Origin of the sequence: Mesorhizobium sp. M0898 (assembly GCF_040319695.1) — a bacterium.
Taxonomy (GTDB): domain Bacteria; phylum Pseudomonadota; class Alphaproteobacteria; order Rhizobiales; family Rhizobiaceae; genus Mesorhizobium.
Map to the genome: position 1 here is coordinate 21,476 of NZ_JAMYOE010000017.1, position 15,560 is coordinate 37,035.

The window sequence follows — 15,560 nt, forward strand, 5'->3', positions numbered from 1 at the left end:
CGGATGCAGGTCGAATATCTCAGCGCCTTCAACGTCGTACTCGGCGTGCTTGCCCGCTTCTGGCCGGTCTGGATCGCTCTCGCCCTGGTGATGGGGGCGAGCTTCGGCTACAAGAAGAAGCTAGGCCTTTACGGCCAGCTTTTCGACAGCGGCGTCGGCATCGTCGGCGTCGGCATCTGCCTGTTCTGGCTGTTTACGGCGATCTTCGCGTCGACCATCTCGCCCTTCGATCCGCTCGCCCAAGTGCCGATCATGAAGGACGCGCTGCCGGGCGCAATCGAGCCGGGGTCGAAACTTGTATACTATTTCGGCGGCGACAAGCTCGCCCGCGACGTGTTCTCCCGCATGGTCTATGGCAGCCAGATCGTGCTGATCATCGCGCCGGCGGCGACCGGTTTTGCGCTGATGGTCGGCATTACGCTCGGCCTGCCGGCCGGCTATTATGGCGGCAAGATCGATACGGTGCTGTCCTTCCTCGCCAACCTTGTGCTGGCCTTCCCGGTGATCCTCCTGTTCTACCTGCTGGTGACGCCGGGCATCATGGACACGCCGATCCCCTACGCGATGGCAGGGCTGTTCTTCCTGTTTCCGATCATCTTCTTCAGTGTGCTGTTCTGGACGCGCTACAAGAACCGCCCCGACCGCCTCTATATCCTGCTTGGCCTGACGTTGGTACTTGGCGGCTGGATCTATGCGGGCCTTGTCTTCGATGCCGATCCGTTCAAGATCATCCACATCGATCCCAACCAGCTCAACATCTTCGTGGCGGTGGTGTTCGCCTCCAGCCCCGGCGTGTTCCGCATCGTGCGCGGCCTGGTCATGGACATCAAAACGCGCGACTATGTTGCGGCGGCACAAACGCGCGGTGAATCGCCCTGGTACATCATGCTGTGGGAGATATTGCCCAATGCGCGCGGGCCGCTTATCGTCGACGCCTGCCTGCGCATCGGCTACACCACGATCCTGCTCGGTACGCTCGGCTATTTCGGGCTGGGACTGGCGCCGGAAAGCCCGGACTGGGGCACGGCGATCAAGGATGCAAGCCGGCTGCTGCGCTCCTTCATCCACCCGGCGCTGCCGCCGACGATCGCATTGATGTCGTTCGTGCTCGGCCTCAACCTCCTGGCGGATTCGCTGCGCGAACAGTCTATGAAGGATTGATGCCGGCAAAGATTGACGCCGGGAAGATCGATGCCGGTTCGGCCCGACATGCCTGAAGAACAAGGATTGGAGCGACCCATGAATGAGGCAGTTCGAAATCCCGCCAAGCCGACGAATGGCCCGATCATCGAGATCGAGAACCTGTCGATCTCCTTCTTCACCCGCAAGGGCGAGATCCCGGCGGTCATGGATTTTTCCTGCACGGTCATGCCCGGCGAGGCGATGGGTATTGTCGGCGAATCCGGCTGCGGCAAGTCGACCGTGTCGCTCGGCATCATGCGCGACCTCTCCAACATCGGAAAGATCGTCGGCGGAAAGATCAAATTCCAGGGCAAGGACATGGGAGAATTGTCCGACGAGGAACTGCGCGCCATCCGCGGCAACAAGATCGCGATGATCTACCAGGAACCGATGGCCAGCCTGAACCCGGCGATGAAGGTCGGCCAGCAGCTGATGGAAGTGCCACTGATCCACGACAAGGTGTCGAAGGACGAAGCTTACAAACGCGCCTTGGAAATGGTGCGCGCGGTGAAGCTGCCGGATCCCGAGCGCATGATGCGTTCCTACCCGCACCAGCTTTCCGGCGGTCAGCAGCAGCGCATCGTCATTGCCATGGCGCTGCTGTCGAAGCCGGCGCTGCTTCTGCTCGACGAGCCGACGACAGCGCTCGACGTGACGGTGGAGGCCGGCATCGTCGACCTGGTCAAGGGGCTGGGCGAGAAGTTCGGCACCTCGATGATCTTCGTGTCGCACAACCTCGGCCTGATCCTGGAGACCTGCGACCGCATCACGGTGATGTATTCGGGCGAAGCGGTGGAGACCGGCAAGATCAAGGACGTCTTCGACCGGATGCGCCATCCCTACACGCAAGGCCTGTTCCGCTCGATCCCGTTGCCGGGCGCCGACAAGAATTCGCGGCCGCTGATATCCATCCCGGGGCAGTTGCCGCTACCGCACGAGCGGCCGAAGGGCTGCAATTTCGGCCCGCGCTGCCACCATTTCGTCGAGGGCGTCTGCAACGCCGCCGAAATTCCGATGATCGCGGTCGAAGGCCATGACGGGCATTTCTCGCGCTGTGTGCGCTTCAACGAGATCGACTGGGAGGCGCTGCCACCCGGCGCCAAGAAGGTCAACGAGCGGGTGGTGCCCGGTGCGCCGGTGCTCCAGATCGAAGACCTCCGGAAGTACTACAAGGTCGGCGGCAGCGAAGTGTTCGGCTCGAGCGAGGGCCGTGTCGTCAAGGCCAACGAGACGATCTCGTTCATGGCGCGCGAATCCGAGACCGTCGCGATCGTCGGCGAATCGGGCTGCGGAAAATCGACCCTGGCCAAGGTGCTGCTCGGCCTCGAAACGGCAAGCTCCGGCCGCGTCAAGCTCGGCAATAAGGAGATCCAGTCGACCGGGATCGAGAAGCGCAGCGTCGACACGGTGTCGTCGATCCAGATGGTGTTCCAAAATCCGTTCGACACGCTCAATCCCAGCCATTCGGTCGGTTCGCAGATCATCCGTACGCTGGAAAAGTTCAACGTCGGCGACACGGTGGCCGACCGCCGCAAGCGAATGCTGGAATTGCTCGACCTGGTGAAGCTGCCGAGGGCGTTCGAGTCGCGCAAGCCGCGCCAGCTTTCAGGCGGCCAGAAACAGCGCATCGGCGTTGCGCGTGCCTTTGCCGGCGACGCCAAGGTGGTGGTGGCCGACGAGCCGGTCTCGGCACTGGATGTGTCGGTCCAGGCCGCGGTGACCGAGCTCTTGATGGACATCCAGCGCAAGAACAAGACGACGATGCTGTTCATCAGCCACGATCTGTCGGTGGTGCGCTACATCGCCGACCGCGTCGTCGTCATGTATCTCGGCTATATCGTTGAGCAAGGCACGACCGACCAGATATTCGCGCCGCCCTATCACCCCTATACCGAGGCATTGCTGTCGGCGATCCCGATCGCCGACACAAGCGTCGTCAAGAAGCACATCGTGCTGGAGGGCGACATCCCTTCGGCGATGAACCCGCCGTCCGGCTGTCCGTTCCAGACGCGCTGCGGCTACAAGAAACTGGTGCCGGACAACCTTTGCGAAACCACGGTGCCGCCAGTCAAAAATCTCGGCGACGGCCATATGAGCTTGTGCTGGCTGTCCGACGACGTGCTGGCGAAAATGGAGCCGGTGATCAAATTCGACAAGGAGCACGCCGCGAATGAGGGCGTGCCGGATGATGCAAACCACGGTGTTGGCCCGGGCTTTGCCGGAGATCCGCCCAAGCGCCCGCATGGAAAGACTGGCAGCGTTGAAGCCGATGCCGAGGGTCAGGCAGTGGAAAATGCCGAAGCGGTCGCCAAAGCCCGCCGTCACGAGGTTCGCGACGAGGTTTCAGAGACCGGCACCTCAAGCTCTGCCGACAGCCAGGTGGCGCCAATCATGCCGCCGACTGTCGGCGACGGCCGACAGGCCGAGGACGTGACGCGCAAGCCGCGCAAACCCAAGGGCGGCTGAGAGCCGTTAATAGGCTAGGGCGCGCATTGCCGTAGCTGCGCGGCGTAGTCCTGCGCCATCTGTTCGGTGGCATGCGCATAGCGCTGCACGTCGGCATCGCCGCGACTGCCGCGCTTATAGGCATTCCAGCCGAGATAGTAGGCGAGATACAGATTGTAGGTGTCGTTGCGGGCGACGCCGAGCGCGTCGGCGGTTTTCGAATGGTACCAGCCGACGAAATCGACGGCATCGGCAAACCTGGTGCGGCGCGCCGCCCAGCTGCCGGTCTCGTTCTGGTATTGCGCCCAGGTGCCGTCGAGCGCCTGCGAGAAGCCGGTGGCGCTGGAGATATGTCTCCAGGGAATGAAGCCCAGCAGCTTGGTGCGCGGCGGCCTTGCGTTGCTCTTGAAGCCGGATTCCTTGCGCACCGTCGCCATCAGCACGGGAACCGGCACACCGTATTTCTGCTCGGTGCGTTGTGCCGCCGCCTGCCAATTGTCGAACCAGCCGTCATTCTGGTCGAAAACGGCGCAGACATCGTTGATGTGGTTCGGCGGCGTCGCGCAGGCCGAAAGCGTCAGCGGCACGGCAATCGCTACAATTTTACTAAAACTCGACCTACGCATTGGAAGAGCATTAGGCCGAAAACATAAAAGGAATCTTGCGGCGTTTCTTAACGGCTGGTCAGCCGCTTTAGCAGGCGCTGAGGAAATATGAACATTCCGACGTTTGTTGTCGCTTTTACCGATGTGAAATTCCCGGAATGGCGCCTTGGCTAAAATCACGCCCGCAAGTGGCGGATTCTTGACAGCTCGATCCTCGTGCCGGCGCTTTGATGCGCCGCATGAGCGAACCAAGACGCAAGCGCGGCGCCGAGCGAACCAGCAACAGGGGACCGACCGCCATCCCGCAACTGCCGCTCAGGCGGGTGACAAACCCTTATCCGCCGATGGCGATGCTCTCGGCCGATCAGATCGAGGCGATCCACCAGGCGTCGATGCATATCCTGGAGAATTTCGGCATCGAGGTGATGAGCCCGCGGGCGCTGTCGCTGTTCGAGAAGGCCGGGGCCAAGGTCGATCATGCCACGATGAACGTCCGCATCGATCGCGGCATGATCGAGGAAGCGCTGAAGACGACGCAGTCCAGTTATACGCTGACGCCGCGCAATCCCGCCCATGCCGTCCACCTCGGCGGCAATACCATCAACTTCACGCTCGTCGCCGGGCCGCCGAATGTGCACGACATGGAGCGCGGCCGCCGTGCCGGCAATTTGCGCGATTATTCCGATCTCGTCCGGCTGGCGCAGCATTTCAACTGCATCCACATGCTAGGCAACCAGGTCTGCGCGCCGGTAGAATTGCCGGCGAATTCCCGTCATCTCGACACCTATTTCGCCAATCTGACACTGACCGACAAAAGCTTTCACGTCTCGGCCATCGGCCGCGGCAGGGCGCTCGACGGCATCGAAATGATGGCAATCGCGCGCGGACTGACGCTTGACGAGATGCGCCATGATCCCGGCGTCACCACGATCATTTCGGTCAATTCGCCGCGCCGCTTCGACGAGATGATGGCCGAGGGGCTGATGACGATGGCCGAGTTCGGCCAGTCGGTGGCGGTAACGCCATTCACGCTGATGGGAGCGATGAGCCCGGTGACGCTTGCCGGCGCGCTCGCCCAGCAGAATGCCGAGGCGCTGTTCGGCGTGGTGCTGACGCAGCTCGTCCGCCCCGGCGCGCCGGTGATGTATGGCGCCTTCACCTCCAATGTCGATATGAAATCGGGAGCGCCGGCGTTCGGCACGCCTGAAAACACCAAGGCGAATATCGCGTCCGGACAGTTGGCGCGGCGTTACAACCTGCCTTATCGCACAACGCCGGGCTCGGCTTCCAATGCCGCCGACGCGCAAGGCGCCTATGAGACGCTGATGGCGCTGTGGGGCGCGGTGCTCGGCCATGGCAACCTCGTCTACCATGCCGCCGGCTGGCAAGAGGGCGGACTGACAGCGTCGTTCGAAAAGTTCATCATCGACGTCGAGATGATCCAGCACATGATGGAGTTTTTGCGCCCGATCGAGGTCAACGAGGCCGAGCTTGCCGTCGAGGCTCTGGGTGCGGTTCCGACCGGCGGCCACTTCTTCGGCGAGCCGCACACGCTGGAGCGCTACGCCACGGCCTTCTACCAGCCGATGCTGTCCAACTGGCAGAATTTCGAGGCTTGGCAGGAAGCTGGTGGGCTAGACGCCACGGCGCGAGCGACGAGGCTGTGGAAGAAGGCGCTGGAGGACTATGTCGAGCCGGTGATGGAAATCTCCAGACGCGAGGCGCTTGAGGCGTACGTGGCCAAGCGCAAGGAAGCGATCGGGGCGGGCGAGCCTTAAGCGCCGCTCGTCTTGTTCGGCTTCATTCTCTTCTCCTCCAGAATCATGAAACCCATCCAACTCTTTGAAACGACGAGAATCCCATGAAATCGCATGCAAAGGTCGTTGTTATCGGCGGTGGCGTTGTCGGGTGCTCCGTGCTGTTCCATCTGGCCCGGCACGGCTGGACAGACATCGTGCTTCTGGAGCGCGATGAATTGACCTCCGGCTCGACCTGGCATGCCGCCGGCGGCATGCACACGATCAATGGCGATCCCAATGTCGCCAAGCTGCAGAAATACACAATCTCGCTCTACAAGGAGATCGAGGAACTGTCCGGCCAGACGACCGGCGTGCATTTGACTGGCGGCGTCTTGCTGGCAGCGACGGAGGCGCGGCTCGACTGGCTGCGCGGCGTCGTCGCCAAGGGCCGCTATCTCGGCATCGAACTCGAGGAGATATCGCCTGATGAGGCGGCCGAGCTGATGCCGTTGCTCGATCCCAAGCAGTTCGTCGGTGCCGTGCGCAACAAGGAGGACGGTCATCTCGACCCGTCCGGCGTTACCCACGCCTACGCCAAGGCGGCGAGGAAGCTTGGTGCCGAGGTCGAGCGTTTCACCAAGGTCGAGGAGATTGTGCGGCGCGCCGACGGGTTGTGGCGCGTCATCACCAACAAGGGCGAGGTTGTGGCCGAACATGTCGTCAATGCCGGTGGCCTGTGGGCGCGTGAGGTCGGCCGCATGGTCGGGCTGGAGCTGCCGGTGCTGGCGATGGAGCACATGTACCTGATCACCGAGGACATGCCGGAGGTCGCCGCCTGGAACCAGAAGACCGGCACGGAGATCATCCATGCGGTCGACTTCGACGGCGAGCTCTATCTGCGCCAGGAACGCGGCGGCATGCTGATGGGCACTTATGAAAAGGCCAACAAGCCATGGTCCGAATTCCAGACGCCATGGAATTTCGGCCACGAACTGCTGGAGCCCGATATCGACCGCATCGCACCGTCGCTGGAGGTTGGCTTCCGGCATTTCCCGGCGTTCCAGAACACCGGCATCAAGCAGATCATCAACGGACCCTTCACCTTCGCGCCGGACGGCAATCCGCTGGTCGGGCCGGTGCGCGGCCTGCCGGGGTTCTGGGTAGCCTGTGGTGTCATGGCGGGGTTCTCGCAGGGCGGCGGCGTCGGCCTGGCGCTGTCGAACTGGATGATCGAGGGCGATCCCGGCGCCGACATCTGGGCGATGGATGTGTCACGCTACGGTGACTGGGCCACGATGGCCTATACCAACGCCAAGGTGCGCGAGAATTATTCGCGGCGGTTTTCGATCCGCTTCCCGAACGAGGAACTGCCGGCTGGGCGACCGCTCAAGACGACGCCGGTCTATGATCTGTTGTCGGCCGAGGGCGCGCAATGGGGCGTCGCCTATGGGCTGGAAGTGCCGCTGTGGTATGCGCCCGAAGGGGTCAAGGACGAATTCTCCTGGCGCCGCTCGAGCGACTTCGAGCATGTCGCGAAAGAAGTGGAGACGGTTCGGCAACGCGTTGGTCTGTTGGAAATCTCGTCATTCGCCAAATACAGAGTCACCGGTGAGGACGCAGCAACCTGGCTCGACAGTATGCTCGCGTGCAAATTGCCAAGGCCCGGCCGCATGACGCTGGCGCCGATGCTGAAGGAAGACGGCAGGTTGATCGGCGATTTCACGCTGGCCAATCTCGGCGGTCCAAATTCTGCAAGCAAGGATTGGTTCCTGGCCGGCAGCGGTGTCGCCGAGCAGTACCACATGCGCTGGTTCGAAGCGCATCTGCCGAAGGACGGCTCTGTTAGCATCGAGGCGCTGGGAGCAAAACTCACCGGCCTGTCGATCGCCGGGCCGAGCGCGCGGAACCTTCTTGAAAAGGTCACACGATCTGACGTGTCGAATACGGCCTTTCCGTTCATGGCCATCAGCAGGATGGATATCGGCATGGCACCGTGCCTGGTCGGGCGCGTCAGCTACACCGGCGACCTCGGCTACGAAATCTGGGTGGCGCCGGAATATCAGCGTGCCGCCTATCAGGCGCTGATGGCGGCGGGCGAGGAATTCGGCATCGGCCTGTTCGGCTCGCGCGCGCTCAATGCGCTGCGGCTCGAGAAGAATTACGGCTCATGGGCGCGCGAATACCGGCCGATCTATGGGCCGCTGGAGGCCGGCCTCGACCGCTTCGTCGCCTATGGCAAAGAGGCCGATTTCATCGGCAAGCAGGCAGCGCTGGCAGAGCGCAAGCAAGGCGGCAGACTGCGGCTGCGGGCCTTTGTCGTCGATGCTGCCGATGCCGACGTCATCGGCGACGAGCCAATCTGGTATGGCGGTGCCGTGCGCGGCTGGATCACGTCGGGTGGCTACGCGCATCATTCAAAAAAGTCCGTCGCCATCGGTTACGTGCCGAAAGAGATCGCCGATGAGGCCAACGGTTTCGAGATCGAGCTATTGGGCAAGCGTTACGCCGCACGTATGCAGCAGACACCGCTGTTTGACGCCAATTTCGAGCGGATGCGCGGTTGAGGAACCGAGTGGCATGGCGAAGTCGCCGTGCCGGTGGCACGATGAAAGGGGGAGGACGATTTCGCGATAGTGAAAATTCTTTCGCGCGGTGACCTTTGGTTTTATTGTCGAGCTGCGGCGGAAGGCTGGGCAATTGCTTCGGAGGTCCACCATGCCCGATGTGTATGCGCAGATCACAACCGCTGATCCGGCTGTTGTCGCGGTTCTTATCAACGCGATGGAGTTGCGGGCCGCAGACCCGCGCCAGAAGGCAATCCGCCACTCGTTTTTCTCGTCGATCGATTTTCCGGAAAGGGCACGCGTCCTCGAAGGCGGCTGCGGCTCGGGACCGATCAGTCGCGAGCTTGCGCGCTGGCCGGGGGTGAACGAGGTTGTTGGGCTCGATCCGTCGCCGATATTTCTGGCGAAGGCGCGCGAGCTTGCCGCGGATATCCCCAACCTGAACTTCGTCGAAGGGGATGCCAGGTCGCTGCCGCACGAGGACAACTCGTTCGATGTGGTCATCTTCCATACCTGCCTGACCCATGTGCCCGGTCCCGAAAAGGCCCTGACGGAATCGTTGCGCGTGCTTCGCCCAGGCGGCTGCCTGGCGATCTTCGACGGCGATTACGCGACGACGACGGTTGCCATCGGCGATCATGATCCGCTGCAGGATTGCGTGGATGCCGCAATGGCGGCGCTGGTGAATGACCGCTGGCTGACGCGCCGGCTGCCGCTGCTGGCGAAATCGGCGGGCTTTGTCGTCGAAAAATTCGACAGCTACGGCTACGCCCAAATTGCCGCGCCCGACTACATGCTGACTCTGGTCGATCGCGGCGCCGATATTCTGGCCGGCTGGAAGCGACTCGACAAGGCGCTTGGCGACGGGCTGAAGCACGAGGCGCGCCGGCGTGTCGAAGCCGGAGAGTTCTTCGGGTTCATCGCCTTCGCGGGCCTGATTGCGCGCAAGTCGGCCTGAGCGCGCGCTGATCCGCCCGGCTACGATGTTTTGCGGTTGTCCAGTGCCAGGGCGCCGGGGCCGGCGAATACCAGATAGAAGAAGATGAAGCAGAAGGAGATCGCGGCATCGCCGCCATTGTTGACCGGGAAGAAGCTCTGCGGCATGTGCGCCATGAAATAGGCGATCGCCATCTCGCCGCTGAGAAGGAATGCCACCGGCCTGGTGAAAAGCCCCAATACCAGCAGGATGCCGCCTCCGAATTCCAGGATGGCCGCGGTCAGCGATAGCGCGCTCAGGGCGCCGGCATGGTCGCCGACGGGGAAATTGAACAGTTTCTGGGTGCCGTGCTCAATGAACTGCAGCGCCGTCATGATGCGCAAGGCGGCAAGGGCGAACGGTTGATATCCGGCGAGGCCTTCGAAAAGCTTCATCTACGACTCCATTTTCACCTAGCCCGGCCATAGGTCATCGCCAAAGGCCGGACCATTCACATAGTCCGGCCTTCATTCAACTGTCGGTGAGTGAGTCGTGAGGCGTGCTGCAGCCTTGGGGCCGCACGATGGCGGCCCCCAATTGGCGCGGCCTGTTACCGCGTCGGTGCCATTAGCGCGAAATGGGCGCCTTGCGGATCCGTGCACTGTACGATCCAGCTGCCGCCGGGGACCTCCATCGGACCCATCAGGATCTTGCCGCCATTGTCGGTGACGCGCTTGGCTGCCGCGTCGATGCCGGGCACGTTGAAATAGAACTGCCAGACCGGCGCCGGGATCTGCTCGGGCTTGTTCATCATGCCGCCAACGGGCTCGCCGCCGAAGGCGAAAAGCTGGTAGACGCCCATCGGACCCATATCCATGGCGTCGCCCTTCTCCCAGCCGAACTGGCTGGAATAGAAATCGAACGCCGCCTTCCAGTCTGACGTGTAGAGCTCATGCCAGCCGATGTTGCCGGGGGTCGCCAACGGTAGCGGCGGCTGGTCGGGGCCGCTGGGCTGCAGGAAGTTGAACATCGCGCCTTGCGGGTCTGCAACGACGGCGAAGCGGCCGACGCCAGGAATGTCGTCGGGCTCGCGGTGAACCGCGCCACCAGCCTTCTTGAGGGAGGCCGTTGCGGCATCGATGTCCCTGGTGAGGATATAACCGACCCAGGCCGGCGGCATGCCCATCTTGCGCGCGTCATCGGGCAGCGTCATCATCCCGCCGACGCCGCGCTCGCCGACATTCATGACGATATAGCGCGGCATGCCCTGGGCCCCTTCGAAAGGCTGCCCCCTCCAGCCCACCACGGAGGTGTAAAACGCCTCGGCGGCGTCGAGATCGGTGGTCATCAGCTCGTACCAGAAGAAGGGCATGGGGGACTGTGGCATTGTCGTGCTCCTTGCGGTTTGTACATCGATCATGCGCGATCCATTCTAGGACGATCTTCACGACGAAAATCCGACAGCCAACCAAAAAAGATGACGGCAAATTGGAAATGTTACCGGGTTGCGCGCCCTGCGGTTTTCGACTTTGCTCGCAGTCAACGAGGGGTTGTTGATCCATGCGCCGGATGTCGCTCACTTCCGAACTTGTCGCGCTGTGCCATCGGGAGGAGGCCGATCCCGGCCCCGATGGCAGCTGGACGCAGCTGACGGACGAAGACTTCAGGGCCCTTTGCCTTCGGTGATCAAAACCAACGCTAAGCTTACCAGGCTGACCACTCAGTCCAGCAACGGCAGTGCCGCTATGGCCAAGCTTCCCTGTCGGCGGCTTTGGTAACATGAGTACACTTGTCATGTTTATTCGTGGCTTTTCAGCAGTTTGCGCCGAAAATTGACCAATTGATAAAAAAACAAAACGTGCTAGCCTTCCCCAAAACAAGAACATGGGGAACTGACGATGCCAGAAGGCCAGTTCAAGCAAGGCATTGCCGGCGGGCGGCTCTCGCCGGACCAATATGCCGACAATTTCGCCGACCTGCACCCGCCACTCGATCATCACGAGGCGCTGGTCGAGTCCGACCGCTGCTATTTCTGCTATGATGCGCCGTGCATGAATGCGTGTCCGACCTCGATCGACATCCCGCTGTTCATCCGCCAGATTTCGACGGGCAATCCGATCGGCTCAGCCAAGACCATTTTTGACCAGAACATTTTGGGCGGCATGTGCGCCCGCGTCTGCCCGACCGAGACGCTATGCGAAGAAGTCTGCGTGCGCGAGGTGGCCGAAGGCAAGCCGGTGCAGATTGGTCGCCTTCAGCGCTACGCCACCGATGTCGCCATGGCCGAAAACAAGCAGTTCTACAACCGCTCCGAACCGACCGGCAAGACGGTCGCTGTGGTCGGCGCCGGACCGGCCGGGCTTGCGGCCGCGCATCGGCTCTCCCGCTACGGCCACGACGTGACCATCCTGGAAGCCCGCCCGAAGGCCGGCGGCCTCAATGAATACGGTATCGCCGCCTATAAGAGCGTCGACAATTTCGCCCAGGCTGAAGTCGACTATGTCACGTCGATCGGCGGCATCGACATCCAGAACGGCAAGGCGCTCGGCCGTGATTACCAGCTGTCGGACCTGACCAGGAATTACGATGCGGTGTTCCTCGGCATGGGGCTTGCCGGCGTCAATGCCTTGCGAGCGGATGGCGAGGAGGCGCAAGGCGTCAGCAATGCCGTCGAGTTCATTGCCGAGCTTCGTCAGGCCAGTGATCTGGCCAGCCTGCCGGTCGGCCGGCGTGTTGTCGTCATCGGCGGCGGCATGACGGCGATCGACGCGGCGGTGCAATCGAAGCTGCTCGGAGCCGAAGAGGTGACGATCTGCTATCGGCGCGGCCCGGAGCACATGAATGCCTCCGAATTCGAGCAGGATCTGGCTGCCGCCAACGGCGTCATCATCCGGCACTGGTTGCAGCCGAAGCGGGTCATTGCCGATGCCGGCAAGGTGTCGGCGATCGAGCTCGAATACACCGCGATGGACAGCGACAGGCTCGTCGGCACCGGCGAGCGGCTGACGCTCGTCGCCGATCAGGTGTTCAAGGCGATCGGCCAGAGCTTTGTCCCGGCTGCGCTCAACGGCAGCGGTGCGGAGGTCGCGCTGGAAGCCGGCCGCATCAAGGTCGATGCGGAAGGGCGCACCTCGCTGGCCAATGTCTGGGCTGGCGGCGACTGCATTTTCGGCGGCGACGACCTGACTGTTTCAGCCGTCGCGCAAGGCCGCGATGCGGCGGAGAGCATTCATCGGGCACTGACCTCGAACGGGAGGGCATGAGCATGGCAGACATCCGCAACAATTTCGTCGGCATCAAGTCGCCGAACCCGTTCTGGCTGGCTTCGGCGCCGCCGACCGACAAGGCCTATAATGTCATTCGCGCCTTCAAGGCGGGCTGGGGCGGCGTGGTATGGAAGACGCTCGGCGAAGAGGGCCCGCCGGTGGTCAACGTCAACGGTCCGCGCTATGGCGCGATCTGGGGCGCCGACCGTCGTCTGCTCGGCCTCAACAACATCGAGCTGATCACCGACCGCGACCTGCAGGTCAATCTGCGCGAGATCAAGCAGGTCAAGATGGACTGGCCCGACCGGGCGATCGTCGTCTCGCTGATGGTGCCTTGCGAGGAGCATGCCTGGAAGGCGATCCTGCCGGTAGTCGAGGAGACCGGCGCTGACGGCATCGAACTCAATTTCGGCTGCCCGCATGGCATGTCGGAACGCGGCATGGGTGCGGCGGTCGGCCAGGTGCCGGAATACATCGAAATGGTGGTGCGCTGGTGCAAGGCCAACACCCGCATGCCTGTCATCACCAAGCTGACGCCCAACATCACCGACATACGCAAGCCGGCACGAGCTGCCCTTGCCGGCGGCACCGACGCGGTGTCGCTGATCAACACCATCAATTCGATCACCGGCGTCAATCTCGACAATTTCGCACCGGAGCCGACGATTGACGGCAAGGGTTCGCATGGCGGCTATTGCGGCCCGGCGGTGAAGCCGATCGCCATGAACATGGTGGCCGAGATCGCGCGCGACCCGGAAACGAAGGGCCTGCCGATCTCCGGTATCGGCGGCATCACCACCTGGCGCGACGCCGCCGAGTTCATGGCGCTTGGCGCCGGCAATGTGCAGGTGTGCACGGCGGCGATGACCTATGGCTTCAAGATCGTGCAGGAGATGATCGCCGGCCTGGAAAACTGGATGGACGAGAAGGGCCATGCCTCGCTCGACGACATCATTGGCCGCGCCACTCCCAACGTCACCGACTGGCAGTATCTCAACCTCAACTACGTCGCAAAGGCGCATATCGACCAGGAGGCCTGCATCAAATGCGGCCGCTGCCACATCGCCTGCGAGGACACCTCGCACCAGGCCATCACCAGCATGGTCGACGGCGTCAGGCATTTCGAGGTGATCGAGGCCGAATGCGTCGGCTGCAATCTCTGCGTCAATGTCTGCCCGGTCGAGAACTGCATCACCATGGAGCCACTGGCGGTTGGCGCGATCGATGAGCGCACTGGTAGGCCAGTGTCGCCGATCTATGCCAACTGGACGACGCATCCGAACAATCCGATGGCCAAGGTGGCGGCGGAATAGCATTGCGAAAAAAAGCGGCGTTCATGGCGCCGCTTTTTGACTTTCCTATTGCGGATAAAAGTTATCCACGATAATCTATATCCATGAACAGGAGAGCGAAATGAAGCTGGGCGAAGGCGTCGAAGCGGCCATCCACTGCGCCGCGATGCTCGCCGGCATTGATGGCGCCGCGACCTTGCCAGGTGCTGCCATGGCCGAAGCGTTCGGGCTGTCGCCGAGCTATCTGCTTAAGCATCTCAACGCGCTGACTGCGTCCGGCATTCTGGAATCAGTGCCGGGGCCGTCCGGCGGCTACCGGCTGGCGCGGCCGGCGGAACGCATAACGCTGCTCGATATCGTGCTGGCCGTCGAGGGGCGTGAACCGGCGTTCCGCTGCGCCGAAATCCGCCAGCGCGGCCCAGCGAAGCTCGATGCCTCGGTCTATGTCAAACCCTGCGGCATCAACGTAGCCATGCTGAAGGCCGAGCGTGCCTATCGCGCCGCGCTCGCCGACGCCCGGCTGTCCGACATCGTTGCAGAATACACGGCCGATGCCGATCCCCGTTCGGTCGCCGCGAACTGCGCCTTCGTCGAGCGCCATCGGCGGCCGCAGAAATCAAGTTCAACCAAGCAAGCATGAAAGGCTATAGACGATGAAACAGAGGCTGCAATTTTTCGGCGCGGCGCCGGAGATCATGAAGGCGGTGTCGGCGCTTAACAAGGCAGTCGACGAATGCGGGCTCGAAAAAAGCCTGTTGCATCTGATCAAGCTCAGGGCGTCGCAGATCAACGGCTGCTCGTATTGCGTCGAGATGCATAGCCGCGAAGCGCGCCGCGACGGCGAAAGCGAGCAGCGGCTCTATCTCGTCTCCGCCTGGAAGGAATCGCCGCTGTTTTCACAGCGCGAACGCGCGGCCTTGGCCTGGACCGACGCGCTGACCAGGATTGCCGACAACGGTGTGTCGGACGAACTCTATGCAAGGACGCTCGAATATTTCTCGGAACAGGAGCTGGTCAAGCTCTCGGTTGCGCTCGGCATGATCAACACCTGGAACCGGCTTTGCGTTCCGTTTCATGCAATCCATCCGATGCCAGCAGTCTTGGCCGCTTGAGCATGGACCAGGCGCGCGGCCTTCCGCCGCGCGCCTCTTTTCTGCCCGAGGACCCGACAGGATGTTTTCAAACTTTGATAGTGAGATCCTATTCGGCGCCCGCCTGCTGCTTGGCGGCGCCTTTGTCTTTGCCGGCCTGCGCAACATTCAGAACGCGGCGTTGGTGAGCCAATTGATGACGACGCGCGGCGTGCCGCGGGCACGGCTGGTGCTGTGGCTGGGGATCGTCCTGCAGATCATTGCCGGAGCACGGGTGATCGCGGGCATCTGGACCGCTCCGGCGGCGGCATGCCTGATCCTGTTCCTGATCGTCGCCACGCCGATGTTCCATAACTTCTGGGATCATCAGGGCCCGGAGCGCGCGTCCCGCATCAATGGCTTTGTCGGCAACGTCGCGCTGGCCGGAGGATTTCTGGCGCTGATCGCGCAGTCGCTTTGA

13 protein-coding genes and 1 pseudogene are annotated in these 15,560 nt (G+C 62.4%); 11 read left to right on the forward strand and 3 right to left on the reverse strand.

Annotated elements, in window-relative coordinates; all coding sequences use genetic code 11:
- Nucleotides 1–3: 3 nt before the first annotated feature.
- Nucleotides 4–1,161: an ABC transporter permease gene (locus NKH90_RS18550; protein WP_352503177.1), complete on the forward strand. Its 1,158-nt coding sequence runs from the start codon at nt 4–6 to the stop codon at nt 1,159–1,161.
- A gap of 78 nt (nt 1,162–1,239) precedes the next feature.
- Nucleotides 1,240–3,648 carry a dipeptide ABC transporter ATP-binding protein gene (locus NKH90_RS18555; protein ID WP_352820323.1) on the forward strand — a complete coding sequence of 803 codons (2,409 nt, stop codon included), beginning with the start codon at nt 1,240–1,242 and terminating at the stop codon, nt 3,646–3,648.
- A 14-nt stretch (nt 3,649–3,662) separates the two neighbouring features.
- Here the strand turns inward: NKH90_RS18555 and NKH90_RS18560 are convergent, their stop codons facing one another.
- Complete coding sequence (locus NKH90_RS18560) at nt 3,663–4,253, reverse strand: transglycosylase SLT domain-containing protein (protein WP_352820325.1); 591 nt, start codon at nt 4,251–4,253, stop codon at nt 3,663–3,665.
- Nucleotides 4,254–4,471: 218 nt separating this feature from the next.
- On the opposite strand from NKH90_RS18560, the gene NKH90_RS18565 reads away from it, so the two are divergent.
- The 3 genes from NKH90_RS18565 to NKH90_RS18575 all read left to right on the forward strand — a co-directional run bounded on the left by NKH90_RS18565 (nt 4,472) and on the right by NKH90_RS18575 (nt 9,493).
- Nucleotides 4,472–6,010, forward strand: coding sequence for a trimethylamine methyltransferase family protein (locus NKH90_RS18565; protein WP_352503179.1), 1,539 nt, complete (start codon nt 4,472–4,474; stop codon nt 6,008–6,010).
- An 83-nt stretch (nt 6,011–6,093) separates the two neighbouring features.
- Nucleotides 6,094–8,535 (forward strand): GcvT family protein, encoded by a 2,442-nt coding sequence (locus NKH90_RS18570; protein ID WP_352820327.1) that lies wholly within the window; start codon nt 6,094–6,096, stop codon nt 8,533–8,535.
- Between the two features lie 151 nt (nt 8,536–8,686).
- Nucleotides 8,687–9,493 (forward strand): class I SAM-dependent methyltransferase, encoded by an 807-nt coding sequence (locus NKH90_RS18575; RefSeq protein ID WP_352473532.1) that lies wholly within the window; start codon nt 8,687–8,689, stop codon nt 9,491–9,493.
- A gap of 20 nt (nt 9,494–9,513) precedes the next feature.
- On the opposite strand, the gene NKH90_RS18580 is transcribed toward NKH90_RS18575, so the two are convergent.
- A complete protein-coding gene (locus tag NKH90_RS18580) occupies nt 9,514–9,906 on the reverse strand; it encodes a DoxX family protein (RefSeq protein WP_352473533.1) in 393 nt (130 codons plus the stop codon).
- A 155-nt stretch (nt 9,907–10,061) separates the two neighbouring features.
- Complete coding sequence (locus NKH90_RS18585; protein ID WP_352453197.1) at nt 10,062–10,838, reverse strand: VOC family protein; 777 nt, start codon at nt 10,836–10,838, stop codon at nt 10,062–10,064.
- A gap of 173 nt (nt 10,839–11,011) precedes the next feature.
- Between NKH90_RS18585 and NKH90_RS18590 the strand changes: the two are divergent.
- From NKH90_RS18590 to NKH90_RS18615, 6 genes and pseudogenes are all read left to right on the forward strand, one after another.
- Nucleotides 11,012–11,134: pseudogene (locus NKH90_RS18590) on the forward strand (gamma-glutamylcyclotransferase); the annotation flags it as partial.
- 215 nt (nt 11,135–11,349) lie between these two features.
- Nucleotides 11,350–12,714: an NAD(P)-dependent oxidoreductase gene (locus NKH90_RS18595; protein ID WP_352820330.1), complete on the forward strand. Its 1,365-nt coding sequence runs from the start codon at nt 11,350–11,352 to the stop codon at nt 12,712–12,714.
- A 2-nt stretch (nt 12,715–12,716) separates the two neighbouring features.
- On the forward strand, nt 12,717–14,030 hold the full coding sequence (gene preA, locus NKH90_RS18600; RefSeq protein ID WP_352542429.1) for an NAD-dependent dihydropyrimidine dehydrogenase subunit PreA: 1,314 nt from the start codon (nt 12,717–12,719) through the stop codon (nt 14,028–14,030).
- Nucleotides 14,031–14,130: 100 nt separating this feature from the next.
- Complete coding sequence (locus NKH90_RS18605) at nt 14,131–14,649, forward strand: RrF2 family transcriptional regulator (RefSeq protein WP_352820332.1); 519 nt, start codon at nt 14,131–14,133, stop codon at nt 14,647–14,649.
- 13 nt (nt 14,650–14,662) lie between these two features.
- On the forward strand, nt 14,663–15,121 hold the full coding sequence (locus tag NKH90_RS18610; protein WP_352683537.1) for a carboxymuconolactone decarboxylase family protein: 459 nt from the start codon (nt 14,663–14,665) through the stop codon (nt 15,119–15,121).
- A 61-nt stretch (nt 15,122–15,182) separates the two neighbouring features.
- Nucleotides 15,183–15,560, forward strand: a complete 378-nt coding sequence (locus NKH90_RS18615; protein WP_352683535.1) for a DoxX family protein — start codon at nt 15,183–15,185, stop codon at nt 15,558–15,560.